Source organism: Bacillus xiapuensis, from assembly GCF_002797355.1.
Classification (GTDB): Bacteria; Bacillota; Bacilli; order Bacillales; family Domibacillaceae; genus Bacillus_CE; species Bacillus_CE xiapuensis.
The window spans coordinates 1,003,599-1,029,677 of record NZ_KZ454939.1 but is presented as its reverse complement, the minus strand read 5'-3'; the positions used below and the strand labels follow the sequence as shown (position 1 = coordinate 1,029,677).

The following is a 26,079-nucleotide window of genomic DNA, read 5'->3' as shown; positions in this document are numbered from 1 at the left end:
TTTACCTCCTTTTTAGTCTTGAACTTTTAAGCTCATTAAGTATGCTGCTAATTGATCCAGTTCTTCTTCAGACATGTTTTTATACGTGCCAGTCATTTTATTGCCCGGCTTGTATTTCTCTGGATCGCGAATCCAATTTTTCAGTTCTTCTTCATTGTGATCCAGAATTCCGGCCACTCGAGTTCGCTCGCCAAAGTTGGCTAAGTTAGGAGCCGTTCTAGCTTGTTCAGGACGGCTGTCTTGAGGCGTGACAGCGTGACAGCTCAAGCAGTTCTTTTCAAAAATCTGCTGCCCTTGAGCAGCTGTCGGGTCCGTTGGTTTTTCCTCTTTAGCTGTTTTCATGTCACTCATCCATTGCTGGAATTCATCCTGAGGAATCGCCTTTACTTTAAAATCCATCAGCGCATGGGAAGGGCCGCAAAGCTCCGCACATTTTCCATAGAAGACATTTTCAGCTTCCGCGGCTTTCTCACTGTCAAATGTCAGCCAGAACTTGTTGACGTTATCCACATTCGTATCCATCTTTCCTCCAGCTGCAGGAATCCAGAATGAATGCTTAACATCCGAAGCCTTCAAATTAAAGTATACTTTTTGATCTGTTGGAACGACGAGGTCTTGACCCGTGATGACTTTTTGGTCTGGGTATTCAAACTCCCACCAGTAAAGATTGGCTCTCACATTCACGACTAGCGCGTCACGCTTGCCGTCCTTGTTCTTTTCATCCATTTCTTTCACATCCGCCAAATCAAATGTTGCTTTAACGGTCGGCACGGCTAGAATTAAAAGAAGGATAATTGGAATAACAGTCCAGACAATCTCCAGCAAGTGACTTCCTTCTACTTGCTTTGGAATTTTGTTTTCCTCGCCTTTTTTGCGGCGGAAGCGGAAAAGAGCAATAACAAAGATAACGAAAACTGCTACAATAACTAGCACCATGATAACCGTACTCAAAATCATTAAGTCAAATTGCTTTTGAGCAACTTCTCCGCCGGGTACCAGCGCGGAAAGAAACGGTTCACCACAGCCAGACAGAACCAGCGTCAACACCACAAACACAGAAAGCAGACGCCATTTAGTTAGCCTATCTTTCATAGCTTCATTCAACCCCTCTTTCTAATTAAATTCTGAAATGAAAATGAGCTTATATGTGGATTTCTTTAACAAAGAAAGAACTCCCTATTTTAAACGACAGTGAAGATCACCATCGCTACAAACATAATCGTCAAATATTGCAAAGAATAAACAAACATCCATTTTGCCCATTTCAGATCATCCTTCATCCTATACCCGGAAAATCCAAGAGCAAGCCAGCCAACATTTAAAATTGTAGCAAGCACGACAAAAGGTGTGCCTAAGGCTGTCATAAAAAAAGGCAGCGGAAGCAACGCCATCACCCATATCATCATATGCCGTTTTGTTGTTGCAAACCCTTTCACTACAGGCAGCATAGGTATGCTTGCCGCCCGGTATTCCTCGCAGCGCTTCATCGCCAGCGCATAGAAATGCGGCGGCTGCCAAATGAACATGATCAAAAAAAGCATCCATGCCATTCTGCTGAGATCCGGATCGACAGCTGCCCAGCCAATAAGCGGCGGCACAGCGCCGGAAATGCTTCCTACAATCGTGTTGCTGACGTGTTTTCGCTTGGACCACATGGAATAAAGAACAACATAGCTAAACACGCCAATCAAGCCAATGATGCCTGCTGCAGCAGTAGTTAAAAACAGCAGACCCGCGCCAATTATAATAAATAAAAGACCTGTCGCCAGCACTTTCGGATAGCTGATTCTTCCTGTTACTGTCGGGCGGCCTTTCGTTCTCTCCATCAGCGGATCAATATCCCTGTCAATATAGTTATTCAAGGCAGCAGACCCTGCAATAATCAGTGAGGATCCGAGCAAAGTATAAAACATGATATCAAGGTGCTGCAGAAAGTGCAGACCATTTAAAACAAAAGCCAGCCACATCCCGGTAAAAATAGTGATGATATTGGAATTCACAATTCCTATTTTAATTAATGCCATAAAATCCTTTATGGCAGTGGTCTCTGGAAGTCCTGTTTTCCCCATTGTAGTTGCGGCACGTGACAACTTCTCCCCCCCTCTCATTCATAAAAAGCAAACTTAATTCTAATATAAATGATTGAGCTCTGTATTTCTATACCATGAGACAATTTTCCTTTTATTCTATTGTCTGTCAATTCAATATTTAATCATATTTGTCAACGATTTTGTGAACATCCCACGAACTAATTATGGCGAATTTGTGTCGGACATTCAAGTGCCAGATCCCTCGCCTCTATTTTACAGGGTGATAATAAGTGGAGATTTAGGAAATCAGATCCAGACAATCGTAAAAATGAATAATATTGTCATATTCAAGCATATCAGTTTCACACAATTTTACAAGTTGTCATTTTCCATTATCTTCTGTATTATCGAGGGGATGCATGCTTTTTATAAAGTGAACCTTCAAATATTGGGAGGTTCGGGCATTTTGGTTCGTTTACCGCTTATTCCTTTAGCTCCCCGCTCCTTTCTCAGGGGACGCCCCCGGCTTCTTACATGCGGGATAAAACAGTATTTATAATAAGAAGGTGAATAACATGCAACGCTCATTAAAATGGCTGGCAGTATTGACAACACTTGGCATGCTGTTCGTATTGCTTGGCGGAGCGCTCGTTACAAAAACCGGTTCTGAGCTCGGCTGCGGCAGAGACTGGCCGCTTTGCCACGGTCAATTCATTCCGGATGACATAACGGCAGAAACGGTGATTGAATTAGCTCATAGGCTTGTTTCCGGAGTTGTCGGCATCCTAGTTCTGGCACTGGCCGTTGCTTCTTGGCGGATAATCGGCCACAAAAGAGAGACGAAATTCTTAGCGTTCTTATCTTTTTTCTTTTTATTTGCGCAAGCGTTAATCGGAGCTGCCGCAGTTATGTGGGGGCAATCAGACTTTGTGCTCGCGCTTCATTTCGGAATTTCGCTCATTTCATTTTCTGCTGTATTGCTGCTCACTTTGCTCATTTTTGAAGTGGACCAAAAGTTTGATGCTTCATCTCTCAAGATCGGCAAGCGCATGAAAAGGCATACAATCGGTGTGACATTATACAGTTATTTAGTCGTTTATACCGGCGCTCTTGTTCGGCATACGAATGCCAGTCTCACTTGCCCGGATTGGCCGCTTTGCTTGAATAGCAGTCCGGGACTTCCGCTTAATACATATCAATGGATACAGATGGGGCACCGCTTCGCTGCTGGCTTGATTTTTGTCTGGATCGCCTACATTACTTGGCTGGCCTTTAAGCATTATAAAGGCCAGCGGGTGATATACTGGGGATGGTTCATTGCTTTCGGTCTTGTCCTTCTTCAAGTGGCTGCTGGCGCTCTTGTGATTTATACACAACTTAATCTATATATTGCTCTTGCGCATGCCTTGTTTATTTCTTGTCTGTTCGGATTGCTGTGTTATTTTATTCTATTAATCTCTAGAAGCACGACAAAGTAAAGGGAACCTCTAAACCCCCTGCTGCTGGTTCATTGAACAAACCGGCATGTAGATGCGCAGTGTCACACTTAGACTTGGGTTTTCCTCCAATTCTTAATTGGCAGTCTTACTGCGGAGTAAACAGAAAATCTCTCTTAATCTATGAAATAATGAAAATGCAGCAGGCCTAAAAGCCTGCTGCATTTTCATTATTTCTCCAGTTCTATTAATAAATCCCCTGTAGAAATGGCTTCTCCATTTTGCACATAAATGTTCTTGACGACCCCTGAAAACGGAGCTTGCACGGTTGTTTCCATCTTCATCGCTTCTGTGATCATTAAATGGTCACCACGATTAACCTTCTCGCCTTTTTCTGCAATTACCTTGATCACCGTTCCAGGCATTGTAGCGGCAATATGACTTTCGTTTTTAGGATCTGCTTTCACCTTTGATGCGACAGCTGATTTAATGCTTTCATCTTTGATGACTACTTCCCGCGGCTGCCCGTTCAGTTCGAAGTAAACGACGCGGGTGCCGTCCGCTTGCGGCTGGCCGATCGAAACCAGCTTAACAATTAATGTTTTCCCCTTTTCAATCTCCACTTCTATTTCTTCACCCAGTCTCATTCCATAGAGGAATGTTGGCGTATCAAGCTTGGACACATCTCCGAACTGTTCAATGGTCCGATTATAATCTAAGAAGACCTTCGGATATAGCGCATAGGCTATCACATCATGGCTGGTCACCTGACGTCCTAATTCGTTAAACAATTCATCGCGCAGCGCCTTAAAATCGACCTCTTTCAGCAGCTCGCCTGGGCGCACAGTAATGGGTTCTTTCCCCTTTAAGATTACTTTTTGCAGCTCTTTAGGAAATCCTCCGTACGGCTGGCCGAGGAAGCCCTCAAAAAATTCAATCACGGAGTCCGGAAAGTCAATCTTATCTCCTTTTGTTAAGACATCTTCTTCTGATAAGTCGTTTTGTACCATGAACAGCGCCATATCTCCAACCACTTTCGATGAAGGCGTTACTTTCACGATATCGCCGAACATCAGGTTTACTCGACTGTACATATCCTTTACTTCTTCCCAGCGATCTCCTAATCCGACAGCCTTGGCCTGCTGCTGCAAATTGCTGTATTGGCCTCCAGGCATTTCATGCTTATAAATTTCTGTGTGAGGCGACATCATACCGCTTTCAAATTCTTGATAATATTTGCGGACTCCTTCCCAATAATGGGACAATTGCTCCAGCCCCTCAATATGAACGGATGGCTCTCTGTCCGTGCCCTTTAAGGCATAGCATAATGTGTCTGCGCTCGGCTGTGATGTTAAGCCGGCCATCGTACTGACCGCTACGTCCACGATGTCCACGCCTGCTTCAATGGCCTTGGCGTACATATAAATACCGTTTCCGCTCGTATCGTGAGAATGAAGGTGAATTGGAATATCAATCGTTTCTTTCAGTTCAGAAATCAAGCGGTATGCCGCTTGCGGCTTTAACAGACCGGCCATATCCTTAATGCCAAGAATATGCGCTCCTTGGTTTTCCAGCTCTTTCGCCATCTGCTTATAGTATTGAACATCGTACTTCGTGCGGTGAGGATCATCAATATCCCCTGTGTAACAAATCGTTCCTTCCGCAATCTTTCCGGCTTGACGAACCGCATCAATCGCCACTTCCATTCCTTTAATCCAGTTCAAACTATCAAAAATTCGGAATACATCAATTCCTGCTTCCGCCGATTTTTGCACAAACTCCCGAATCACATTATCCGGATAGTTTTTGTAGCCAACCGCATTTGAAGCGCGCAGAAGCATTTGAAACAGCACGTTTGGTATTTGTTCTCTTAAAGCGATCAGACGCTTCCATGGATCTTCCTTTAAGAAGCGGTAAGAAACATCGAATGTAGCTCCTCCCCACATCTCCATGGAAAATAATTCCGGAAGCAATTTAGCTGTTGGCTCCGCAATATGGGTTAAATCATTCGTGCGCACGCGCGTCGCCAGCAAGGACTGATGCGCATCGCGGAATGTCGTATCGGTTAACAGCACTTCTTTCCTTGATTTAACCCAATCAACTAAACCATTCGCACCTTGCTCATCAAGAATTTGCTTCGTTCCCGGCTTTATGGGCTCGGAAAATTTCAGTTTTGGTACAACGGGTTTTTCAAAGACCGGCTTTTTCTTCTTTCCGATTCCCGGGAAGCCATTGATGGTCACATTGCCAATATAATTCAGCATTTTTGTCCCGCGGTCTTTTCTTTTAGAAAAGATAAATAATTCTGGCGTAGAGTCAATGAAAGAAGTATCATATTTGCCTGTGACGAAATTAGGGTGACGCATGACATTTTCAAGAAATGGAATGTTGGTTTTAATGCCGCGAATCCGAAATTCTTGCAGGTTGCGGACCATTTTCGATGCCGCTTGCTCAAACGAAAGCGCCCAAGTAGAAACCTTGACGAGCAGGGAATCGTAATACGGAGTGATCACCGCCCCCTGGAAGCCGTTTCCGGCGTCTAAGCGAACTCCGAAGCCGCCTCCGGAGCGGTACGCCATAATTTTTCCGGTATCAGGCATGAATCCGTTTAACGGATCTTCTGTCGTTACCCGTGATTGAATCGCATAACCGTGGACATATATGTCCTCTTGGGCTGGGATGCCCACTTTTTCACTGTGCAGGGAGTGTCCTTCAGCAATAAGAATTTGCGATTGAACAATATCAATTCCGGTTACCATTTCAGTAATGGTATGCTCCACTTGCACTCGCGGGTTGACTTCAATAAAGTAAAATTCATCGCCGGCTACAAGAAACTCAACCGTACCCGCATTAATATATTGGACATTCTGCATCAACTTAACGGCCGCTTCACAAATCCTGTTGCGCAAATCTTCTGATATCGATACGCATGGAGCCACTTCAACGACCTTTTGATGGCGGCGCTGCACCGAGCAGTCCCGTTCATATAAGTGAATGATATTGCCCTCATGATCGCCTAATATTTGCACTTCAATATGCTTAGGATTCTGAACAAATTTCTCAACATATACTTCGCTGCTTCCGAAAGCCGCTTTGGCTTCGGACTTCGCACGCTCGAAGGCTTCCTTCACTTCATCCACACTTTTGACAATGCGCATGCCGCGGCCGCCGCCGCCCAATGCTGCTTTAATGATAATAGGGAACCCGTGCTTCTTGCCGAACTCAACGACTTCCTCAAGGTCGGATACCGGGCCGTCTGTACCCGGGATGACCGGGATGTCCGCCAGTTGAGCTTGCGTTCGGGCTTTTACTTTATCACCAAACATATCCAGATGTTTAGAATGAGGGCCGACAAAAATGATGCCCTCCTCTTCACACCGTCTGGCGAAGTCGATATTTTCTGACAAAAAACCATAGCCCGGGTGAATCGCATCTACCTCTGATTGCTTAGCAATTTCTATGATTCCTTCAATATCTAAATAAGCATCAATTGGTTTTTTTCCTTCTCCTACAAGATAGGCTTCATCAGCTTTGTAGCGATGATAGGAGCCTGAATCCTCTTTTGAATAAATAGCCACAGTGCGGATATTTAACTCCGTACAGGCACGAAACACACGGATAGCAATTTCTCCCCTGTTCGCAACCAGCACTTTACTGATTTGTCTCATCTTAATCTTTCCCCCTGTCAGGTGTTAGTAAATATATATAAAAAGGTTCAAAACATTGAACCTTTTTATTATCATCATTGTGAATTTTTAAATAGTTTTTCATATTTAACGAACATGGCAATGTTCACGAGAATCCCCATTGAAATGGACAGAAGGATAAGTGAAGTCCCTCCATAACTAATAAAAGGAAGAGTGACACCTGTAATTGGGATTAAGCCTGTGACACCGCCAAGATTGATGCCTGACTGGATAGCAATCATACTGGCAATCCCGACCGCCATCATCGATCCAAACGGATCTCTGCATTTTATGGAGATAAAAATTCCTTTCAGCACGATAAAGCTTAACCCGCCGATCACAATAAGAACCCCAATGACCCCTAGCTCTTCAGCAATCACTGACATGATAAAGTCCGTGTGCGGCTCCGGCAAATAACCGAGCTTTTGGATGCTTTGTCCAAGGCCTGTCCCTGTTATTCCGCCAGTGCCAATAGCCAGGTAGGAATTAACAAGCTGGTACCCGTCTCCTTCTTTATGTTCGAATGGATCTAAGTAGCCAGTGAAGCGGCTGATTTTCTTTTCGGTAAAGATTTGATCCTTTTTCCAAATCGCTAAAGGCGATAAGATAACGGCTATCATGGAAGCTAAAACAATAAGCTTCCACATGCTTTTAAGCTTCATGCCTGAACATACAATAATCGTACATCCAATCACAAATATTATGAACGCTGTGCCGAAATCCGGCTGAATAGCGATAACCATACAGAGGACAATCAAGAGCATAACCGGGGGAATAACCCCTTTGTTAAATGAGTTAATATACTTTTGCTTTTTCGCATAGACCGCTGACATATAAATAATAACAACCAGCTTAGCGAATTCTGACGGCTGGATGGAGAGTCCTCCGATTCGAAACCAGCTTTGGGCGTTATTCGAAACCGTACCGAAAAACATTAATAGAATCAGCGATCCTAAAATGCCCAGCACACAAATCAATAGAAATTTACTATTTTTATAGGCTTTATAAGGAAAAACGGCTGCGCCAATGAAGAAAACGAACGAAATCAGCAGAAAAATCTTTTGTTTATTATAAAAATATTCGCTCGATACGTCATAGCGATGAACAGCTGTAACAGAACTGGCGCTGTAAATCATCATCAGCCCAAACAAACAAAGCAAAGAAAACACGGCTATTAAAGTATAATCGTAAGATTTTAAGATTTTTTTCCACATGTTAATCTTCCCATCTCTATGACATCTTATAACATTTAGCGCTTTATTTGGAAATGCGTCGCTCTATGTAAAAAAACTCAAACGGCATTGTTTCTGTTTGAGTTTCATGAACGTTTACCGTTCAGTAGATGCATCATGGAGAGCTGATAATTCTCTTTCGAGTGAATCAATCAATTCCTTTCCATCTTTTTCATCAACTAATCCTAAACGTATAGCAAAATCTATTTCACGGGATAAGCCAAACATTTGAGTATCCAGCACTTCTTCATAAAGAGGGCACTGGGGCATCGTTAAGTTGTCCATTTGAACCTTAATGAGGCGCAAAATTTTTTCTGCGTCTGCTTCCAATAGAGAGTAGGCTTTTTCCCTGTGATTGACTTTCATTTCAGACGCCATTTATAACTCCCCCTGTTCCAAGCATCAATGGATTGACTATAATTTAAAATTTTATCGTTAATCGCACTTATTTGCAAGGGATTTTCATTTGTCTCCTGACAATCTAAGGCGAAAGCGCTATACTTGAACTGTAGAGGATGATTTCATTTCTAGGAGGAAGCCAGATGAACAATATAATTCCTATTAAAGGGAAAGTGAAGTTTCCGGTTACATTGGATCCCAGCGTGTGGATTTTTGATGATCGCCGCATTGATTTACATACATATTTTGATATGAATGATGCAGATCCGCAAGAAAATGAGGAAGAATATACGAAGAAAATCTCTAAATATTGGGATAAAGAAATTCGCGAAGGCGCTGTTTCGCCCCCGACCATCAAATCCGAGAAAAAATATGAAAAAGAGAAAGTGCTTACCGGTTCATTCGGTGTTCCGTTCGAGCCTTTTCTAAAAAATGCTGAACCTTTGGAAGACGCCGCTCAGCTGATCGCTGAAACGAAAGATGGAGACATGCAGTGGCCGATCGCTGAGGCCGGCAATATCATTTTAGCGTTTTCAAAGGATGGAAAGCCGCTCCGGGAAGACGGTCCCGTTCATATTCTCTTTAAGGACGGCACTAACCGGCACAACGCGATCCGAAACGTACAGGCCTTTCGGATTGAATAATAACAGCGAGGCTGCGACCTAACTAAATTTGCTGTCATAAAGCCGAAGCATTGTGTTTAATAAAAATATGAGAAACAATAAAACCGAACTATTACGAAACTCTGAAGGAGAGTTCTAAATAATAGTTCGGCTTTTTTTGAGCTGAAAACCCTTTGTCCCGGTTTCTTCTTTTAAGTGAACAAGCAGCATGATTTCCAATCTTCAGCCCAACTTGCAATCACTTGTCCGACTGGGCATACAGTCTGGAAGAATGTCCGTTCATGGCAAGCGAGTGCAGCGAGCAGCGCCGTATGATCATGTTCTTTAGCAGGCGCTCAATCTTTTTCAACCGGCATGTTAGGTGACATAAGACTTTCACTGCAAGAACGGAGCGGGGAACAAAAAAGTCTAAGCGGGAGGCCGCGGCACCTGCATGTCCGATTCGTTCGCGGCTCGCTTTATCCGCTGATTTATCTCTTTCCAAGTAAGGTTGTATCTGTCTCGCTGATTAATACCGAATGATTTTGTGACAGATCGAGCTCATATGGATGGGCTAATGTATCTTGACCTTCCTCCAAAATCAGCACGACAGGCCGGTCACTAATATTTGGCGTCTGCCGGAGAATAACCCCCTTTCTCCCATCATTTAAATGTACGGTCAAGCCATTTGGATAGATAACAATTGATTTCCTGAACGCTTCAATTAATCCTTGATCAAATTCGCTGCTGGCACCGGCGTATAAAATTTCCAGCCCCTCATGCGGCAGCATCGCTCTTCTATAAACTCTGTTTGATGTGACCGCATCATACACATCGGTAATGCCGATAATCTTTCCATAGGGATGAATATCTTTCTCCTTAAGCCCGCGGGGATAGCCGCTGCCGTTCAGCCTTTCATGATGCTGATAGGCGCAATGGGCGACTGTAAGAGGAATATTATATTCTCTTCTTAACAATTCAAAGCCCAGTTCAGTATGTTTTTTAACTTCATTGAATTCATCCTCTGTCAGTCTAGAAGGTTTTTTAAGAATAGCTGTTGAGATAAACAGCTTTCCGACATCATGAAGCATTGCCCCAAGACCAATTTCCTCCAGCTGCTTTGGGCTGAATTTTTTTAACTTTATGCTCAGGGCTAAACTATAGATTGTGACATTCAATGAATGAGATAAGATGTAGTTATCATGCGCGCACACTTCTGACAGCAGCGATACTGCCTCTTTATGCTCCTTCACTTGATCAAGTATATCCCTCACAACGCTTGTAAACTGCCGCTCCATTTGAGCAAACGAAAACTTTTTTGATATTTTATGCTGATCTACGATTTGATCAAAGGATGCTTTCATGACTCCCATGGCTTCTCTGCGCGTTTTTTCCGTAATAGCAGGGCGGATCATGATATCCTTTGTTACTTCATCTTCTATGTACACAAAAGTAATGCCAAGCTTTTGGAGCCTGACAATCATTTTCATGGAAAGAGGCATGCCGCGGTTTACCAGTATTTGACCAGCATCATTCAAAACCGGCTTTGCTAAAATCACACCTTCCCGTAAAGCAGAAACGGCTATTAGTCTCATTGATCTACAAACCTCATCTTTCTCCCAAGGACTAGCTTTTCATCATCGCAATCAAATACAAAAGTCTGATAAAATGGATTATCTTTGTTTCATTTTAACATATATTTCTTATAAAACAGGCCTTTTTTCGACATGACCTGACATCTTTTAAAAAAAGAAAAACAGAATTAACGTCAACGTTAATTCTGCTGAAGGATGCTTTTTTATAAGATATCGGCTGCCAGCTGCGCTAAACCCGACCTTTCCCCTTTCATTAATTTAATATGCCCGGAAACCGGCTGCTCTTTAAATTTCTCAATGGCGTATGTCAGCCCGTTATTATATTCATCCAAATAAGGGTGATCAATTTGAGCGGTATCTCCCATCAGCACAATTTTGCTGCGCTCGCCAACTCTCGTTAAAATCGTCTTCACTTCATGCTTCGTTAAATTCTGCGCCTCATCGATAATAATATACTGCTCGGGGATGCTTCGGCCGCGAATATAGGTAAGCGCTTCGACCTCGACAGAATTTAAGCCAGCTAAGATTTGATCAATCTCTCCAGATTTTTGGGTATTGAATAAATACTCTAAATTATCATAAATAGGCTGTACCCAAGGACGCAGCTTTTCTTGCTTTTCACCGGGCAAATAGCCAATATCTTTGCCGACTGGGACAATGGGCCTGGCAACGAGCAGCTTTTTAAACAGCTGCAAATCTTCCGTTTGAAAAAGACCTGCCGCCAGTGCGATTAATGTTTTGCCTGTCCCCGCTTTTCCAGCCATCGTCACGAGGGGGATATCCGGTCTCATTAACAGCTCTACCGCCATCGTTTGCTGAACATTCCTCGGTTTAATTCCCCAGATAATATCTTCATCATAGAGCAGTTTTTTCAGGAGTTTCGCGTTCTTATCGACGATTCCTACAGCCGAGGAGGAACTGCCCAGTGCATCTTTCAGCAGTAAAAACTGGTTCGGGTAGAAGGGATGATTCGCCACTTCTGAAAGAGATATTTCACCTTTTTGGTAGAATAAATCCAGCGTCTCCTTCGATACATATATCTCCAAGAAACCTGAATAGATCTCATTCATTTCAATGACTCTATCGCTTAGATAATCCTCTGCCTGCAAGCTGAGCGCATCCGCTTTCACCCGGACAAGCGTATCTTTGCTGACTAAAATGACCGCTCGGCCATTTTCTTTTTCCTCTTCTTCCAATGATAAATTCTTCGCTACCGCTAATATGCGGTTATCATTTGTCACTTCAATAAATATCTCTTGCAGCCTTTGGAAAGAGCGGTGATTCAATTCAATCCGCAAGCTTCCGCCGTTTTTCAAGGCTACCCCTTCATGAAGCTTACCGGTCTCTCGCAGATTATCAATCATTTTCGATACAAGCCTGGCGTTTCTCCCTATTTCATCCATATACCTTTTTTTCGAATCCAGCTCTTCCAGTACAACCGCCGGAATCACTACTTGATTTTCTTGAAAAGAAAAAATAGCGTATGGATCTTGTAATAAGACATTCGTATCTAATACATAAATTTTACTCAACGAGACGCCTCCTGCTTTTCATCTTTTTTTATCATATGAAGATCAGCTTTGTTGCGTTCAAACAGTTGGGCACTTGCTGCTAAAAATATATGTGCCTGCGAATAAGAATAGAAGAAGTTCACACAATAGAAATGAAACAAATGCACTTACCATTAACTAAAGAGGTGATCCTATTGAAAAAGATTCTACCTATCGCCGCTTTATTCCTGCTTTTTGGCTGTACACAAAATCAAGAAGGAGGAATGGAGCCAAGAGAAAATAGACAAAACAACCAGCCGCGTCAAGTGAAAGTCAACAATGAACAGATCGAAGAAAGAGACCGGATCTCCATTCAGGAAGCGTCAAACCGCTTGGCTCAAACGGCTAAGGAAATGCCAGGCGTAAAGGGTGCGACCGCTGTAGCAGCCGGCAATTACGCCATAGTCGGAATTGATGTAGAGGATGATTTGGACCGCTCAGAAGTCGGCTCCATCAAATATACAGTTGCAGAAGGCTTAAAAAATCAGCCCTACGGAGCCAATGCCTTAGTCGTAGCGGATCCTGATATCTACGCCCGCCTTCAAGAAATAGGAAGCGACATTCAAAACGGCCGTCCGATTGAAGGTCTGGCCAACGAACTGGCCGACATAGCCGGGCGAACCATTCCCGAAATCCCTGGAAATATCACGGAAAGCGACAACGCCCCGGACGATGCGACCGAGCAGCAGAAGAACAAACTATCACCAAATGAAGATCGCCAGTTAGAAAAAGAGCAAGAAGATCAATCCAATCACCATAAGTAACAGCGGACTATTCTCTCTTTAACCGGGGGGCTGAACCTTAAGCTTCAGCTCCTTGTTTTAAAGCCTCCATGATTTTCCGGGTCCAATTTTGCAGCCGCTGCCAAATCATAAGTTTTCTCATAGCAAGGTTCGGCAATGAATTTGGATCCATAGAACATCACATCCCTTATGTAAGCTATTTCCATTTCAACAATCATGATCTTTAAAGGAAGAAGATCAGCTGGTTCCGCCATCATCCTTCTCCATCCAGTCCAGTCACCGTATGTGTAGAATCGTTTGCATTAAAGTTAATCGCCAACGATCTGTTTCGGCGAGTACTTTTGATCAATCGCGAGCGGCTTTCCGCTGCAAACCGAATCGTGTTTTCGTTTATAGCGTAAATTCAAGAAATGGCGTGAATGGCTGGGGCACCTGTTTCATGTGCAATGGCAGCCACACTTGCCAGACGTTCCTCTGGCAGCGCGCGAAAGAGCTCCGGAATTAATCTCTGTTTGCCAAGACATCTTCCTCCTTTCCTATCATCATTATACATTGTCCGCCTCTTCAAACCGAATGTTATGAAACCTTTGCAGCTGCGCGAATTTTATTCCCATATAAGGCTCTCATTTAAGAATGAGAGCAGGTCCCCATAAACCCAGCCAGGCGACCGCACAACCTAAATGCCCGAACTTCCCGGTGCTGGAAGATTCTCTTTATGCGCAACAAGCCATTTTCTTGCGGACATGATATACTGAAGGAAACCATGTTCGAGGTGAGTACACTTGAGAGTTAAATGTATTTTATGCGAAAAAATCAATAAACTCGACGATCATCTTCTGCTGGCGAAAAAGTTAAGAAATCGTCCGATCCATACTTATATGTGTCCAACATGCGAAGAAAGAATCGCTAAAAAAACGAAAGCCCGCATCGCGACCGGAAAGTTTCACGTTTACCGCTCCGGAAAAAACAAAGAGCTGCTGGAAAAGAAAAAATAAAAAAGATCGCTTTTCGCGATATGAATTATGCCCTACAGGGTAACGTAATCCGCCAATCAATGACTCCGGCATAATGCCGGAGTCATTTTATTAAGAGTCTAACTCACTTGTCTCTCTCCGCTCGTATATCTGAATGAATTATAAGCAGGGTTTCTAGCGTCAAGACATAAGAATCCCCCGAAAAAGGGACTTTTTTGAAGAAGTCTCTTTTTCGGGGGATCGTTCAATTCTTTTAACTTTCGCTTTCTTTTTTATGAATTTGCAATCGGAATTTATACACCCCAAGCACCAGCGCAGCTACGAATAAACTTTCCACAACGGGCAGCTTGTAGGAAAGGATTAACAAAAACAATGAACCGATCACAAGCGAGATGTACACCACGATATTTTTGCCGAGAGACAGCTTTTTGGCAAAACCAAGGTTGTACACCAGAATCGATAGAACGATGATGACAATCCAATACACCCGGACTGCCCATGTTACCCCTAACCCCTTAATTAAAGCGCCCAGCAATGGGCCAACGTGCTCGATTCCTTCCAATGTCTACCCCCCTTTTTTTCTGCAGCTTACATCTCTTCGTACTTTTTCTTTTTAGCTAGTCTTTCCCGCTCGTTTTTATCTAAGATTTTCTTGCGCAGACGAATGGATTCTGGCGTGATCTCACAGTATTCATCATCATTCAGATACTCCAGCGCTTCCTCAAGTGACATGAGCCGCGGCTTCTTCAAAGTGGTGGTTTGATCCTTTGTAGCGGAGCGAACATTCGTAGCTTGCTTGACACGCGTTACATTGACCGTTAAGTCATTTTCACGTGTATGCTCGCCGACAATCATCCCGCCGTATACTTCCGTGCCTGGCTCCACAAAAATCGTTCCGCGGTCCTCCACTTGCATAATTCCGTACGGAGAGGCTTTTCCGGCTTCAATTGAAACGAGCACCCCTTGACGGCGGCCTCCTACACGTCCCGGCTGCATCGGCTGATAGCTGTCAAACGTGTGATTAATAATACCGTATCCATGAGTCATCGTTAAAAATTCTGTCGTATAACCGATCAAGCCCCGGGCCGGAACCATAAAGACTAAGCGGACTTGGCCGTTGCCGTTATTAACCATGTCAAGCATTTCGCCTTTACGCGAACCGAGCGACTCAATCACGGATCCTGTGTATTCTTCTGGTACATCAATTTGCACCCGTTCCATTGGCTCGCAGCGCACTCCGTCTACTTCTTTCACAATGACTTCAGGTTTGGATACTTGCAATTCGAATCCTTCGCGGCGCAAATTCTCAAGCAGAATGGATAAATGAAGCTCGCCGCGGCCAGAAACAATCCAGGCATCCGGGGAATCCGTATTCTCCACCCGCAAGCTGACATCTGTTTCAAGCTGCGCTTCCAGCCGTTCTTGAATTTTACGCGCTGTAACGAATTTTCCTTCACGGCCAGCAAAAGGACTGTTATTCACAAGAAATGTCATTTGTAAAGTAGGTTCATCAATGCGCAGAACCGGCAAGGCTTCCTGGTGATCAATCGGACAAACTGTTTCTCCAACGTTAATGTCCTCCATACCAGATACAGCAATTAAATCACCGGCATACGCTTCTTCAATCTCAATCCGCTTCAGCCCCATAAAGCCGAACATTTTCGTTACGCGGAAGGATTTGACTGTTCCGTCGAGCTTCATGAGAGCGACCTGCTGGCCGACCTTCATTGCCCCCCGGAACAAACGGCCAATTCCAATCCGGCCAACGTAATCATTATAATCCAGCATCGCTACTTGGAATTGAAGCGGTTCCTCACGGTTATCTACCGGAGATGGAATATGCTCAAGAATCGCTTCATACAAAGCTTCCATATTTTCGTCTTGCTTGTCAGGCGTTGTGCTAGCCGTTCCGTTGATTCCGGAAGCATAAATGACTGGGAATTCAAGCTGGTCATCGTTGGCATCCAGTTCAATAAACAGTTCAAGCACTTCATCGACTACTTCTTCCGGACGGGCAAAGTCGCGGTCAATTTTATTCACAACCACAATTGGGCGCAAATTCTGTTCTAAGGCTTTTTTCAAAACGAATCGCGTCTGCGGCATGCAGCCTTCGTATGCATCCACCACCAACAGGACGCCATCTACCATCTTCATGATTCGCTCTACTTCTCCGCCAAAGTCCGCATGCCCCGGGGTATCTAAAATATTGATCTTTGTATTTTTATATTGAATCGCCGTATTCTTCGCCAAAATGGTTATACCGCGTTCTCTTTCAATATCATTGGAATCCATTGCCCGTTCTTCTATATGTTCATTGCTTCTGAAAATACCAGATTGTTTCAATAATTGGTCAACCAGGGTGGTTTTCCCATGGTCAACGTGCGCAATAATGGCAATATTTCTTAAGTCATTTCTTGTATTCAAATTAGTTCCTCCTGACTAATACTAAGCCTCAAATTATAAACTTTTCTTCATTAACTGAATTATTATATCATAATCAGATTCAAAATCCTATTTGTTAATTGTCAATTGTCAAATCCCCACAATGTTGTACAATAAAGAAAAAGGGGGCAAGGATTGTGAAAGAAATTAAATGGATATTTGTCCTGTTTGCTGTAGCGGCTGCATCTTGCATGATCGGGATGGGGATTGCCATCGGCGAGGAGAGCCTCATCGGCTTCATCAGCTGTGTAATCGCCCTTGTCGCTGTGATGGGCTTTGGATTTTCTGCCAAAGCGAAAATGCGCCGGGCAGGAAAATTATAAAGCGAACAGCTGAAAATGATTATTAACGGCAAATAAGAAGACAGGAGCCAATTTGAAATGACCCCCTGCCTTCTTATTTGCCGTTTGAACGATCCAATAAAAATTGATCCAGAATTTTTGCATGCAGCGCAGGCGGGGCCGCAAATATAGAGTTGATCTGCAGCAAGTCCAGCGGTGCCCCTGTGAGCGTAGTAATCACGCCTCCGGCTTCCTCGACCAAAATTTTCCCCGCACCGAAGTCCCACGGCGCCAGCCTCATTGTTAAGTACCCATTCAGCCGGCCGGAAGCAACATAAGCAAGCTCAAGCGCAGCCGAGCCGTAAGAGCGCGTTCCTCTTACGCTTGTCGCTAAAGAAACAAGCTTCGATTGATCAAAATACGCATTTTTCACAAGCCAAGTCGCATTGACAGCAATCAGCGCTTTCTCTAAAGGCATTTCTTTCAACGGCTGAAGCTGAACGCCATTCATAAAAGCTCCTTTGCCCCTCTCGGCGAAATAAAGCTCGTCGCGCGTGACATCGTAAATATATCCCAATCTCGCTTCTCCGTTTTCATAAATGCCTACGGAAATAGCAAAATGACGCTGCTGATGAATAAAATTCATTGTCCCATCAATCGGATCGATAATCCACACGATGCCTTCCAAGGATGTGACCTGATCGCCATTTCCTTCTTCGCCTAGAATGAAATGATCCGGGTATTTTCTCCGGATGCTGGCAATAAAATACCGTTCTGTTTCTTTATCCATATTGGTTACTAAGTCATTGGGATTTGATTTCGTTTGGATGCTTAAAGAATGAGAGAATGAACGCCGGATTACTTCTCCCGCTTCAGCAATCCACCGCTTTGCATCGCGGTCTATTTCCGTCCAATTTACCATAACCATTCCTCCAACGCGGAATTTATTCACATTCTAACGAACAGCTTACTAGCCATTATAATATATAATCAGGCAATTTAAAATAAAAACGGACTCGCAGTATTTCTTGGCGAGCCCTTTCATTTGCGGCATTATGCACGCTCATGCATCTATTGTCAGCAGCTGCTTACGAAGTTTGCGCAGTTTTTCTTTTGACTTGACTACCTGATCCTGATCATCCGCTTGCATAGCTTCATAAAGAACTGCCAATTCATAGTCCAGTTCTAAGCGGATGACCGCTCTCTTTTCTTTCGTTTGGGTTTGCATGGTTAAACCATTCATCACTTGTCTCATCATTAAGCACTCCTTTGTTTAAATAATAAAGCGGATGAAATCAAAAGATCATGATGAAAATTCTATAGTTAGTATTTCTTGTCAAACATTTTTTTATGATAAAATATCTTCTAAAAGATGAAGGAGGATATTTATGAACTTTACCGGTTTCACCGCAGCTGACTTCCAAGTATTCGAAATTCCTGGTTTGAACGAGAGAATGGAAGCTCTGCAGCACACCATCAGACCAAAGCTTGAGCTTTTAGGGACTCATTTCTCTGAAGAATTAACCCGCCTGACAGAAGACGAAATGTTCCCTCATGTGGCTAAGCATGCCCGCCGCACGGTGAATCCCCCCGATGATACGTGGGTTGCTTTTGCGGACAATAAGCGCGGGTATAAAAAGCATCCGCATTTTCAAATTGGATTATGGAAAACCCACCTGTTCATTTGGTATGCTGTCATCTATGAAGCGCCAAATAAAGCGGAGATCGGCACTCTCTTCGAAGAGAATTTCTCCTTCGTGCGAAACCAAATACCCGGACATTTCGTCTGGTCAGAGGACCATACGAAACCGGAAGCCGTTCCAATGAGCGAACTTTCCGATGAACAATTGCACCGCCTCTTCCAGCGTCTTCAAACTGTTAAAAAAGCAGAGATGCTTTGCGGAATACATATACCTAAAGAAGAAGCGATTGCAATGGATGGGGCGGAAACCATTGAAACCATCTCTCGTGCATTTATAAAATTAATACCCCTTTACAAGCTCAAATAAACATAGCTCTTGGCAGGCATTCCTCGTAATCCGCAGGGGGACAAACAAGAAACCGGTCCCCTTTTACCGTATCATGAAGATAAAAGGGGCCGGTTCCGTCTCCTGTCTATTTATCCATTTGAATGCGTTCTCCTTCCTGTGCTGCTTTCATCTTTTGAACAGCATGATAGGAGGAATAGCCGCTGACCTCTTCGAACTCACTGCATAGCTTTTTTTCTTCAGCCTTGCTTGGCACGATTTCTTTGAAGCGGCGATAAGCTGTCAGCAGCTCTTCTTTCTTTACGCCTTTTTCATAGGCTCTTTCAATCATTTCAAAAAACCGAACAGCATCAATAACTTCCTCCGTCGTCCAATCCGGCGAGAACGGATAAGAATATTCCATAAAACCACCTCCTTTTCCTGTGATTTTATTGCCCGCACCATCGCTTGCGAACTGCTTCTCCTTCTGTAATGATGGATGCTATTAATTCATGGACACTTTTTACTTCATGGATCAGCCCGATTACTTGGCCTGCCCAACCGAAGCCTTCCTCTTCCTTACCCTCATAAATATAGCGCTTATTAGCTGCCCCGCTTATGTAATCCTTCAAAGCTTCGAATCCGCCGCTCTCTTTCTCAAGCCGCAAAATTTTCTCTGTCCAGCTATTAGCAAGCGCCCGTGCCGGAGCCCCGATGGAACGCTTGATGACCACTGTATCATTTTCATTTCTTTCAATCAAAGCTTTTTTATATTCATCGGATGCATGCACACACTCTTTAGTAGCGATGAATCTTGTTCCCATCTCGATGCCTTCCGCTCCAAGAGCCAAAGCGGCTGCCAGCCCCCTTCCATCTCCTATGCCGCCGGAAGCAATGACCGGGATGCGGACACTGTCCACCACTTTAGGAACGAGGACAAAGGTTCCGGTATCGGATCTTCCCAGATGGCCGCCTCCTTCTTGACCAACGACCATCACAGCGTCAGCACCCAGCTCCTCCGCTTTTTGAGCTTGTCTTACAGCCGCCACAAGCACCAGCTTTTTAATGTTTGTACCTTCCAGCTGCTGCAGCAGCGGTGCGGGGTTTCCTCCCGTCACGGAGACGACAGGCACCTTCTCTTCAATGGCCACATTTACATAGTCGGCAAACGGCCGCCCTTGCTGACCGATTGAAAAATTCACGCCAAAAGGACAATCTGTTAAGGAACGCACATTTTTAATTTCCTTGCGAAGCTGTTCCGGATCGGCTAAAGACATGGCAGTTATCTGCCCAAGCCCACCAGCATTTGATACCGCTGCTGCCAATTCAGAATAGGCTAAATGTGCAAGCCCCCCTTGGATAATTGGATACTGAATATTCAATAGTTTTGTTACTTTTGTTTCCCAGTTCATAAAATCCCTCCCCCTCTTCATTTTCTTGCTTAATCATCAAACTCCTTTTTTCTCTCTAAGACAGAAACACTCGCTAGGCAAACTTTTTTCAACGTGCTATAATTCATTTGTTTTCTGAAAAACAGCAAAAACAAACAAGTATTGCATAGAAGATAACATTCAAAGAGGTGAAAAGTAAATTGTCACAGAATGAAACCCCTTTATTCTCAGGGCTGTTAGCACATGCCCACAAAAACCCGGTTCAGTTTCACATCCCGGGTCATAAAAAAGGCGTTGGAATGGCGCCTGAATTTCGTGACTTTATCGGAAAAAATGCTTTATCTATAGATTTAATTAATATCGCCCCTTTAGATGACCTTCATCACCCGCAGGGAATCATCCAGCAAGCGCAGAGATTAGCGGCTGAAGCATTTGGCGCAGATCATACTTTTTTCTCCGTACAGGGGACGAGCGGCGCCATTATGACGATGGTCATGAGCGTATGCGGGCCAGGCGAGAAAATTATTGTGCCGAGAAATGTCCATAAGTCTGTGATGACCGCCATCATTTTTTCAGGGGCCGTGCCGATTTTCATCCATCCTGAAATCGACAAAGACTTAGGTATTTCACACGGCATTACTGTGAGCGCTGTTCAGCGCGCACTTGAGAAACATCCAGACGCTAAAGGGGTGCTTGTCATCAACCCAACCTACTTCGGGATATCTGGAAATTTACAGCAAATCGTTGAAGTTGCGCACTCTTATGAGGTTCCTGTTCTTGTAGACGAAGCCCACGGAGTTCATATTCATTTTCACGACAAGCTGCCGCTGTCCGCCATGCAGGCAGGTGCGGATATGGCTGCTACGAGTGTCCATAAGCTCGGCGGTTCCATGACACAAAGCTCCATTTTAAACGTAAAGGAAGGGCTCGTTTCCATCAATCGCATCCAATCGATTTTGAGTATGCTGACTACCACATCCACCTCTTATCTTTTGCTCGCTTCACTCGACACAGCCAGAAAGCATTTGGCCACCAAAGGCGAGGAAATCATCGAACAAGCGATCCAGCTTGCTGAAAGCATTCGTTTGCGAATAAATGAAATCGATCGTTTATATTGCGCGGGTGAAGAGATTCTTGGATCTGAAGCAACTTATGATTATGATCCGACGAAATTAATCATATCTGTGAAGGAGCTGGGCATTACCGGACATGAAGCGGAAAATTGGCTGAGGGAGAATTTCAATATAGAAGTGGAACTCTCCGACCTTTATAACTTGCTGTGCATTATCACACCTGGAGATACAAAGCGCGAGGCAGACACCCTCGTTGCCGCGCTGCAGCAGCTTGCTGATACTTTTGCTGAACATATAAAACGGTCACATGCGGAGGTGCTGCTCCCGGATATTCCGCTGTTGGCGCTTACGCCGCGTGATGCTTTCTATGCGGATACAGAGATCGTGCCGTTTTCGGAATCCGCGGGCCGCATTAGCGCTGAATTCGTGATGGTTTATCCGCCCGGCATCCCTATCTTTATTCCCGGAGAAATCATTACAAAAGATAATCTAACCTACATCCGCAAAAATTGGGACGCCGGTTTACCGGTGCAAGGACCCGAAGATTTTGAATTGAACTATTTGCGCGTGATAAAAGAACGAAAAGCCATTAGTTAACAAACGTGCGCATGCAAGGTATTGCAAGACTCCCGCTTCAAGAATGGAGCTAAAAAAATGCCTAAAGGAAGATCACGGCATCTGCTGGCCGGACAAGCGTATTCAATTCAGAATAAAGAATGAGAGATCCCCCTCTGTTTGCCTTTCCTTTTAGAGGCCAATAAGAAAGGGCTGGAGGAAAACAAACCGTTTTCCTTCAGCCCTTTCTGTGTATTTTCTTGACTTTGTCTTCACGCTAAGCCAGCTCTTTAAAAGCAGGCTCACCTTTTCTCCTATTTAATCATCTAAATCTGACTCTTCCTCACAGCCGCAATGAGAATACAAGACTGATACTTTCTCATCTTCAAAGTGATCAATAGTAGCCATGCAGGATTGACAAACGATTGTGCCCATTATTAACACTCCCTTTTGTGGTTTGTAAGCGGTTAACTTGATTATTTAATATAATAATATAACACATTTCATTTATCAACCTTAAATTGTATGGCATATTTACCAATTTTCAAAAACATAGCTGGCTATTTTTCATATCAAGTAGCAAATAAATATAAAGAACAAGCGGAAGGAGAAATAAGTGACTGCTATAATCACAGTTAGCATGATACTTCTTTTGTTGGTGTTGACCAGCTTTTTAGCGATCCATGCACAAAAGTAGAAGAATAAAGCAAACAGCAGCCAGCGAAAGCCGATCCGGTCTCCCTGCGAAAGCCAGCTGGCTAATGTATACAAGCTCCATACCATGAATTGAATAATAAACGTTAAATAATAGCCCATGGTCTCACCTCTCATCAGGCTAGTCTATTATATGGCCATAAACGCTTAATCATTCTCACATCCACCTAAAAAAAGATTGCGTGTTGTAAGCTGTAGCTAACTATTCTTTTGGGCTCTCCGGAAAATCTAGTGGAAAAATTTCTCTAAAAGCACCTAACAAAACGGATTAAAATCGGAGAATTTAGTGGAATCTATAATTTTGCTATTATACTTATCTTTTATTTGTTAATATACCTTTATACTAATACTAAACATTTAGTATTTAATGTTTAGTATGTTGATGGAGGGATTAATATATGACACGTACTATGGTTCTAGGACTTCTAAAAGCAAATGGCCCGATGTCAGGATATGAGATTCAACAAATGATGGAATCATCACAAACAGATATGTGGGCTTATGTAAAACCAGCATCAATTTATCACGCTTTAAAGAAAATGCAAGATGAGGGAAAAGTCATCTTGGAAAAAGTTGAAAAGACTGGGTTGAGAACCAAGTCAATTTTTAAAATAACAGAAGATGGAGAGTGTGAATTAAACCAGCTACTTATAGATTCTTTTACTAACTCATCTGTAGTATTCCCAGCACCTCTCTATACTGCATTAACATTTATGGAAAACTTAAATAATGAACAAATATTAAGCAGCTTAGAGAAGCAAAAACAAGAGATTACAAGAATTTATAGTAATATGAAAGCAAGTTACGAGATAAAACAGAAAAATTTAGGAGAATTACCCAATAATATAAATGTTATTTTTAACAATATGTATAAGCAATGCGAACTGCAACTGAAGACTATTGAAGAAGTAATTCAGTTTATTAAGGAAGGAAGATAAAATGAACCGAACCGTTAAGTCAGCTGTTTTAACTGTAGTGATTCTAGCCATTTTTGCAGATATGCTTATGTATGGTTTAGTAGTACCATTCTTACCAATTCATGCCGAATCTGTCGGAGCCTCACAATCAGAAATAGGTTTATTATTTTCCAGTTATGCCCTTGCTTTATTTATTGCGACTCCATTCTTCGGTGCTTTAGCAGATAAAGTGGGGAGAAAAAAACTTTTGGTGTTAGGCCTTATTGCACTTGCAGTAACAACTTTAATATATGCTTTCGCTTCAAGTTTCTGGCTTCTTGTGTTGGCACGTTTACTTCAGGGATTTGCTGCGGCAATACCATGGACAGCTGGATTAGCATTACTAGCGGAAGTGTTTTCAAAAGAAGAGAGAGGAAAAGCTATGGGCATGGCCATGTCTGGTCAAGCTGGAGGGATATTATTGGGACCTCCAATTGGAGGTTGGCTTTATGATTTTGGGGGATACCAGTTTCCTTTTTTCGTTGCTACAGGGATCGCACTTATTACCGCGATACTTTGTTTGGTTTTGCTTCGAAAAATTCCAGAAACGAAGTCAGAGAGTTTTATATCGCCTTTTAAAATCCTGCGAAATAGAAATGTTTTAATCATTGCTGGAGTCGCTGTTGTTGGTGCATCTGTCTTTGCAAGTATTGAGCCGACATTGCCTATTCATTTCAATGAAAACTTAGAAATCTCAGCGGGGGCTATAGGTCTTTTATTCGTTGTGGTAACTCTTGGTTATGGATTAACTTCACCACTTATTGGATCTATTTCTACTAATATTGGGCATGTCAAAACAATAAGGATTGGCATTATAATGGCAGCAATTGTACTTCCATTAAATGCTTTACCAATTCTTATATGGTTACAAGTCTTTACACTTGTACTGTTAGGAATTACCCTTGGAATGGTTCTAACTCCTGCACTCCCTAAGTTGGCAGAAATTTCTCAAGAAGCAGGTGCTACTTCTCAAGGTCTTACTTATGCTGTTTATAATACTGCCTATTCATTTGGTATGATGGCCGGGCCTGTGGTCGCTGGTACACTAACAGATGAATTGGGACTAATAATGGCGTATTCAGTGATGGGGGTTCTTTTCATTTTATACTTGTTTCCTCTAGTCAAATTAAAATCTTAAAATGGTTTTCACCAAGAGGGATAAAATTGAAAGATTTTTTATTGAGTTTATCTGAATTTAAAATACTAGAAGATATTCAAGAAAATGAAAAAGACATCCTTATTTAAAATACTAGAAGATATTCAAGAAAATGAAAAAGACATCCTTATTTAAAATACTAGAAGATATTCAAGAAAATGAAAAAGACATCCTTATTAGTGTTGAAACGATATCTACCCCATTCCATTGTCCCCATTGCAGACGTCCGGCTAAGTTTTACAAACACGGAAGCAGAAAACAAGTTATTTTAGATTTGCCTTTTCGTTTAAAGCGCGTGGGCTTACAAATAAACCGCAAACGCTATAAGTGTCTTGAGTGTGGTTCTACCTTTTGGGAACGTCTTATATCCATTGACGAAAATCATAGTATGACTAAAAGGTTGTTAAAGTCCATAGAAGAGCAGTCCATGGCTAAGCCTTTTGTAGAAGTGGCAGAAAGCGTTGGGATAGACGAGAAGACCGTTAGGAACATCTTTAAAGACTATGTGGCATGCAAAGAGTGTGAATATCAGTTTGAGACTCCTAAATGGCTTGGGATAGATGAAATACAGATTATCCGTAAACCTCGTCTTGTACTGACCAACGTGGAACGTAGAACGATCTTTGACATTAAGCCTAATCGCAATAAAGAAACGGTTATACAACGTCTTACAGAAATAAGTGATAGGCATTACATTGAATACGTCATAATGGATATGTGGAAGCCTTACAAAGATGCCGTTAATACGGTCTTACCGCACGCTAAAGTGGTCGTAGATAGGTTTCACGTAGTCCAAATGGCTAATCAAGCCTTAGACAGTGTTAGAAAGGCACTCAAAGATCAAATAACAGCTAAGGAAAGACGTACCCTTATGCATGAGAGGTTTGTCCTTCTAAAGCGGAAACACGACCTTAATGAACGTGAATTATTAGTCTTAGATACTTTGTTAGGCAATCTGCCTGATTTAAAAGAAGCCTATGAACTCAAAGAAGAGTTTTATTGGATATGGGAAACTCCTGATCCAATTGAAGGCAGAGACCGTTACAGTCGGTGGAGATCCCGTTGTATTACCAGTAACTCTAAAGACGCTTATAAAGAACTTGTAAGAGCCGTAGATAACTGGCAAGAAGAAATATTCCGCCACTTCGATAAAAGGCTCACTAATGCTTATACAGAATCATTAAACAGCGTTATTAGTCAAGTCGAACGAATGGGAAGAGGTTACTCCTTTGAAGCTTTACGTGCCAAAATATTATTTAATGAAAATCTCCATAAAAAGCGCGAACCGATTTCCACC

At 42.9% G+C, this 26,079-nt stretch carries 27 protein-coding genes and 1 pseudogene; 10 read left to right on the top strand and 18 right to left on the bottom strand.

Annotation, left to right across the window (positions count from 1 at the left end; translation table 11 throughout):
• Nucleotides 1-12 precede the first annotated feature (12 nt).
• Both coxB and cyoE read right to left on the bottom strand, forming a co-directional pair.
• Nucleotides 13-1,092 (bottom strand): cytochrome c oxidase subunit II, encoded by a 1,080-nt coding sequence (coxB, locus tag CEF20_RS05175; protein ID WP_100330795.1) that lies wholly within the window; start codon nt 1,090-1,092, stop codon nt 13-15.
• An 89-nt stretch (nt 1,093-1,181) separates the two neighbouring features.
• The gene (cyoE, locus tag CEF20_RS05170; RefSeq protein ID WP_100330794.1) at nt 1,182-2,108 is read right to left on the bottom strand and encodes a heme o synthase; all 927 of its coding nucleotides are present in this window, start codon (nt 2,106-2,108) and stop codon (nt 1,182-1,184) included.
• Nucleotides 2,109-2,605: 497 nt separating this feature from the next.
• Between cyoE and CEF20_RS05165 the strand changes: the two genes are divergently transcribed.
• On the top strand, nt 2,606-3,508 hold the full coding sequence (locus CEF20_RS05165) for a COX15/CtaA family protein (protein ID WP_100330793.1): 903 nt from the start codon (nt 2,606-2,608) through the stop codon (nt 3,506-3,508).
• A gap of 188 nt (nt 3,509-3,696) precedes the next feature.
• On the opposite strand, the gene pyc is transcribed toward CEF20_RS05165, so the two are convergent.
• The 3 genes from pyc to CEF20_RS05150 form a co-directional block, all read right to left on the bottom strand.
• Nucleotides 3,697-7,134 carry a pyruvate carboxylase gene (gene pyc / locus CEF20_RS05160; protein ID WP_100330792.1) on the bottom strand — a complete coding sequence of 1,146 codons (3,438 nt, stop codon included), beginning with the start codon at nt 7,132-7,134 and terminating at the stop codon, nt 3,697-3,699.
• Between the two features lie 74 nt (nt 7,135-7,208).
• Nucleotides 7,209-8,366, bottom strand: coding sequence for an FtsW/RodA/SpoVE family cell cycle protein (locus CEF20_RS05155; protein ID WP_100330791.1), 1,158 nt, complete (start codon nt 8,364-8,366; stop codon nt 7,209-7,211).
• 114 nt (nt 8,367-8,480) lie between these two features.
• Nucleotides 8,481-8,762, bottom strand: a complete 282-nt coding sequence (locus CEF20_RS05150; RefSeq protein WP_100330790.1) for an Fpa/YlaN family protein — start codon at nt 8,760-8,762, stop codon at nt 8,481-8,483.
• 164 nt (nt 8,763-8,926) lie between these two features.
• On the opposite strand from CEF20_RS05150, the gene CEF20_RS05145 reads away from it, so the two are divergent.
• Nucleotides 8,927-9,427: a molybdopterin-binding protein gene (locus CEF20_RS05145; protein ID WP_100330789.1), complete on the top strand. Its 501-nt coding sequence runs from the start codon at nt 8,927-8,929 to the stop codon at nt 9,425-9,427.
• A gap of 217 nt (nt 9,428-9,644) precedes the next feature.
• On the opposite strand, the gene CEF20_RS17040 is transcribed toward CEF20_RS05145, so the two are convergent.
• From CEF20_RS17040 to CEF20_RS05130, 3 genes are all read right to left on the bottom strand, one after another.
• Entirely contained in the window at nt 9,645-9,890 is a 246-nt protein-coding gene (locus CEF20_RS17040) for a hypothetical protein (protein ID WP_100330788.1), read from the bottom strand.
• Nucleotides 9,877-10,980 carry an HD-GYP domain-containing protein gene (locus tag CEF20_RS05135; RefSeq protein WP_100330787.1) on the bottom strand — a complete coding sequence of 368 codons (1,104 nt, stop codon included), beginning with the start codon at nt 10,978-10,980 and terminating at the stop codon, nt 9,877-9,879. Before CEF20_RS05135 ends, CEF20_RS17040 begins: the two co-directional genes overlap by 14 nt.
• Nucleotides 10,981-11,183: 203 nt before the next feature.
• Complete coding sequence (locus tag CEF20_RS05130; protein WP_100330786.1) at nt 11,184-12,512, bottom strand: PhoH family protein; 1,329 nt, start codon at nt 12,510-12,512, stop codon at nt 11,184-11,186.
• A 164-nt stretch (nt 12,513-12,676) separates the two neighbouring features.
• Here CEF20_RS05130 and CEF20_RS05125 point away from each other — a divergent pair, with 164 nt between their 5' ends.
• Nucleotides 12,677-13,294, top strand: a complete 618-nt coding sequence (locus CEF20_RS05125) for a YhcN/YlaJ family sporulation lipoprotein (RefSeq protein ID WP_232713466.1) — start codon at nt 12,677-12,679, stop codon at nt 13,292-13,294.
• A 44-nt stretch (nt 13,295-13,338) separates the two neighbouring features.
• On the opposite strand, the gene CEF20_RS05120 is transcribed toward CEF20_RS05125, so the two are convergent.
• Both CEF20_RS05120 and CEF20_RS16540 read right to left on the bottom strand, forming a co-directional pair.
• Entirely contained in the window at nt 13,339-13,491 is a 153-nt protein-coding gene (locus tag CEF20_RS05120; RefSeq protein ID WP_232713379.1) for a PNPOx family protein, read from the bottom strand.
• 185 nt (nt 13,492-13,676) lie between these two features.
• A complete protein-coding gene (locus CEF20_RS16540) occupies nt 13,677-13,826 on the bottom strand; it encodes a PNPOx family protein (protein ID WP_157796201.1) in 150 nt (49 codons plus the stop codon).
• Nucleotides 13,827-14,055: 229 nt separating this feature from the next.
• On the opposite strand from CEF20_RS16540, the gene CEF20_RS05115 reads away from it, so the two are divergent.
• Nucleotides 14,056-14,268 carry a YlaI family protein gene (locus CEF20_RS05115; protein ID WP_100330784.1) on the top strand — a complete coding sequence of 71 codons (213 nt, stop codon included), beginning with the start codon at nt 14,056-14,058 and terminating at the stop codon, nt 14,266-14,268.
• Nucleotides 14,269-14,500: 232 nt separating this feature from the next.
• On the opposite strand, the gene CEF20_RS05110 is transcribed toward CEF20_RS05115, so the two are convergent.
• Complete coding sequence (locus tag CEF20_RS05110) at nt 14,501-14,809, bottom strand: YlaH-like family protein (protein ID WP_100330783.1); 309 nt, start codon at nt 14,807-14,809, stop codon at nt 14,501-14,503.
• A 26-nt stretch (nt 14,810-14,835) separates the two neighbouring features.
• Nucleotides 14,836-16,671 (bottom strand): translational GTPase TypA, encoded by a 1,836-nt coding sequence (gene typA / locus CEF20_RS05105; protein ID WP_100330782.1) that lies wholly within the window; start codon nt 16,669-16,671, stop codon nt 14,836-14,838.
• 155 nt (nt 16,672-16,826) lie between these two features.
• Here typA and CEF20_RS05100 point away from each other — a divergent pair, with 155 nt between their 5' ends.
• Nucleotides 16,827-17,012, top strand: a complete 186-nt coding sequence (locus CEF20_RS05100) for a YlaF family protein (protein ID WP_100330781.1) — start codon at nt 16,827-16,829, stop codon at nt 17,010-17,012.
• 73 nt (nt 17,013-17,085) lie between these two features.
• Here CEF20_RS05100 and CEF20_RS05095 read toward each other — a convergent pair whose 3' ends face one another.
• Together CEF20_RS05095 and CEF20_RS05090 are read right to left on the bottom strand one after the other, a co-directional pair.
• Nucleotides 17,086-17,892 (bottom strand): inositol monophosphatase family protein, encoded by an 807-nt coding sequence (locus tag CEF20_RS05095; protein ID WP_100330780.1) that lies wholly within the window; start codon nt 17,890-17,892, stop codon nt 17,086-17,088.
• 141 nt (nt 17,893-18,033) lie between these two features.
• Nucleotides 18,034-18,228, bottom strand: a complete 195-nt coding sequence (locus CEF20_RS05090; protein ID WP_232713378.1) for a hypothetical protein — start codon at nt 18,226-18,228, stop codon at nt 18,034-18,036.
• Nucleotides 18,229-18,358: 130 nt separating this feature from the next.
• On the opposite strand from CEF20_RS05090, the gene CEF20_RS05085 reads away from it, so the two are divergent.
• The gene (locus CEF20_RS05085) at nt 18,359-18,979 is read left to right on the top strand and encodes a YktB family protein (RefSeq protein ID WP_100330778.1); all 621 of its coding nucleotides are present in this window, start codon (nt 18,359-18,361) and stop codon (nt 18,977-18,979) included.
• A gap of 106 nt (nt 18,980-19,085) precedes the next feature.
• Here the strand turns inward: CEF20_RS05085 and CEF20_RS05080 are convergent, their stop codons facing one another.
• Together CEF20_RS05080 and CEF20_RS05075 are read right to left on the bottom strand one after the other, a co-directional pair.
• On the bottom strand, nt 19,086-19,361 hold the full coding sequence (locus CEF20_RS05080; protein WP_100330777.1) for a UPF0223 family protein: 276 nt from the start codon (nt 19,359-19,361) through the stop codon (nt 19,086-19,088).
• 25 nt (nt 19,362-19,386) lie between these two features.
• The gene (locus CEF20_RS05075) at nt 19,387-20,349 is read right to left on the bottom strand and encodes an NAD(P)H-dependent flavin oxidoreductase (RefSeq protein ID WP_100330776.1); all 963 of its coding nucleotides are present in this window, start codon (nt 20,347-20,349) and stop codon (nt 19,387-19,389) included.
• Nucleotides 20,350-20,528: 179 nt separating this feature from the next.
• Here CEF20_RS05075 and CEF20_RS05070 point away from each other — a divergent pair, with 179 nt between their 5' ends.
• Nucleotides 20,529-21,998, top strand: coding sequence for an aminotransferase class I/II-fold pyridoxal phosphate-dependent enzyme (locus CEF20_RS05070; protein ID WP_100330775.1), 1,470 nt, complete (start codon nt 20,529-20,531; stop codon nt 21,996-21,998).
• A gap of 276 nt (nt 21,999-22,274) precedes the next feature.
• Here the strand turns inward: CEF20_RS05070 and CEF20_RS05065 are convergent, their stop codons facing one another.
• Both CEF20_RS05065 and CEF20_RS05060 read right to left on the bottom strand, forming a co-directional pair.
• Nucleotides 22,275-22,391 (bottom strand): GapA-binding peptide SR1P, encoded by a 117-nt coding sequence (locus CEF20_RS05065; RefSeq protein WP_100330774.1) that lies wholly within the window; start codon nt 22,389-22,391, stop codon nt 22,275-22,277.
• Between the two features lie 132 nt (nt 22,392-22,523).
• The gene (locus CEF20_RS05060) at nt 22,524-22,772 is read right to left on the bottom strand and encodes a hypothetical protein (RefSeq protein WP_100330773.1); all 249 of its coding nucleotides are present in this window, start codon (nt 22,770-22,772) and stop codon (nt 22,524-22,526) included.
• A gap of 296 nt (nt 22,773-23,068) precedes the next feature.
• Here CEF20_RS05060 and CEF20_RS05055 point away from each other — a divergent pair, with 296 nt between their 5' ends.
• The 3 genes and pseudogenes from CEF20_RS05055 to CEF20_RS05045 form a co-directional block, all read left to right on the top strand.
• Nucleotides 23,069-23,608: a PadR family transcriptional regulator gene (locus CEF20_RS05055; protein WP_100330772.1), complete on the top strand. Its 540-nt coding sequence runs from the start codon at nt 23,069-23,071 to the stop codon at nt 23,606-23,608.
• 1 nt (nt 23,609) lies between these two features.
• Nucleotides 23,610-24,764: an MFS transporter gene (locus CEF20_RS05050; protein WP_100330771.1), complete on the top strand. Its 1,155-nt coding sequence runs from the start codon at nt 23,610-23,612 to the stop codon at nt 24,762-24,764.
• Between the two features lie 130 nt (nt 24,765-24,894).
• A pseudogene (locus tag CEF20_RS05045) lies at nt 24,895-26,070 on the top strand (ISL3 family transposase); the annotation flags it as partial.
• Between the last annotated feature and the right edge of the window lie 9 nt (nt 26,071-26,079).

What these genes read in the sequence shown, in the direction of transcription:
- coxB (WP_100330795.1), bottom strand. Translation starts at nt 1,092, where the DNA reads ATGAAAGATAGGCTAACTAAATGGCGTCTGCTTTCTGTGTTTGTGGTG.
- cyoE (WP_100330794.1), bottom strand. Translation starts at nt 2,108, where the DNA reads ATGAGAGGGGGGGAGAAGTTGTCACGTGCCGCAACTACAATGGGGAAA.
- CEF20_RS05165 (WP_100330793.1), top strand. Translation starts at nt 2,606, where the DNA reads ATGCAACGCTCATTAAAATGGCTGGCAGTATTGACAACACTTGGCATG.
- pyc (WP_100330792.1), bottom strand. Translation starts at nt 7,134, where the DNA reads ATGAGACAAATCAGTAAAGTGCTGGTTGCGAACAGGGGAGAAATTGCT.
- CEF20_RS05155 (WP_100330791.1), bottom strand. Translation starts at nt 8,366, where the DNA reads ATGTGGAAAAAAATCTTAAAATCTTACGATTATACTTTAATAGCCGTG.
- CEF20_RS05150 (WP_100330790.1), bottom strand. Translation starts at nt 8,762, where the DNA reads ATGGCGTCTGAAATGAAAGTCAATCACAGGGAAAAAGCCTACTCTCTA.
- CEF20_RS05145 (WP_100330789.1), top strand. Translation starts at nt 8,927, where the DNA reads ATGAACAATATAATTCCTATTAAAGGGAAAGTGAAGTTTCCGGTTACA.
- CEF20_RS05135 (WP_100330787.1), bottom strand. Translation starts at nt 10,980, where the DNA reads ATGAGACTAATAGCCGTTTCTGCTTTACGGGAAGGTGTGATTTTAGCA.
- CEF20_RS05120 (WP_232713379.1), bottom strand. Translation starts at nt 13,491, where the DNA reads ATGATTGTTGAAATGGAAATAGCTTACATAAGGGATGTGATGTTCTAT.
- CEF20_RS16540 (WP_157796201.1), bottom strand. Translation starts at nt 13,826, where the DNA reads ATGTATAATGATGATAGGAAAGGAGGAAGATGTCTTGGCAAACAGAGA.
- CEF20_RS05095 (WP_100330780.1), bottom strand. Translation starts at nt 17,892, where the DNA reads ATGGTAAATTGGACGGAAATAGACCGCGATGCAAAGCGGTGGATTGCT.
- CEF20_RS05090 (WP_232713378.1), bottom strand. Translation starts at nt 18,228, where the DNA reads ATGATGAGACAAGTGATGAATGGTTTAACCATGCAAACCCAAACGAAA.
- CEF20_RS05085 (WP_100330778.1), top strand. Translation starts at nt 18,359, where the DNA reads ATGAACTTTACCGGTTTCACCGCAGCTGACTTCCAAGTATTCGAAATT.
- CEF20_RS05080 (WP_100330777.1), bottom strand. Translation starts at nt 19,361, where the DNA reads ATGGAATATTCTTATCCGTTCTCGCCGGATTGGACGACGGAGGAAGTT.
- CEF20_RS05075 (WP_100330776.1), bottom strand. Translation starts at nt 20,349, where the DNA reads ATGAACTGGGAAACAAAAGTAACAAAACTATTGAATATTCAGTATCCA.
- CEF20_RS05065 (WP_100330774.1), bottom strand. Translation starts at nt 22,391, where the DNA reads ATGGGCACAATCGTTTGTCAATCCTGCATGGCTACTATTGATCACTTT.
- CEF20_RS05060 (WP_100330773.1), bottom strand. Translation starts at nt 22,772, where the DNA reads ATGGGCTATTATTTAACGTTTATTATTCAATTCATGGTATGGAGCTTG.
- CEF20_RS05055 (WP_100330772.1), top strand. Translation starts at nt 23,069, where the DNA reads ATGACACGTACTATGGTTCTAGGACTTCTAAAAGCAAATGGCCCGATG.
- CEF20_RS05050 (WP_100330771.1), top strand. Translation starts at nt 23,610, where the DNA reads ATGAACCGAACCGTTAAGTCAGCTGTTTTAACTGTAGTGATTCTAGCC.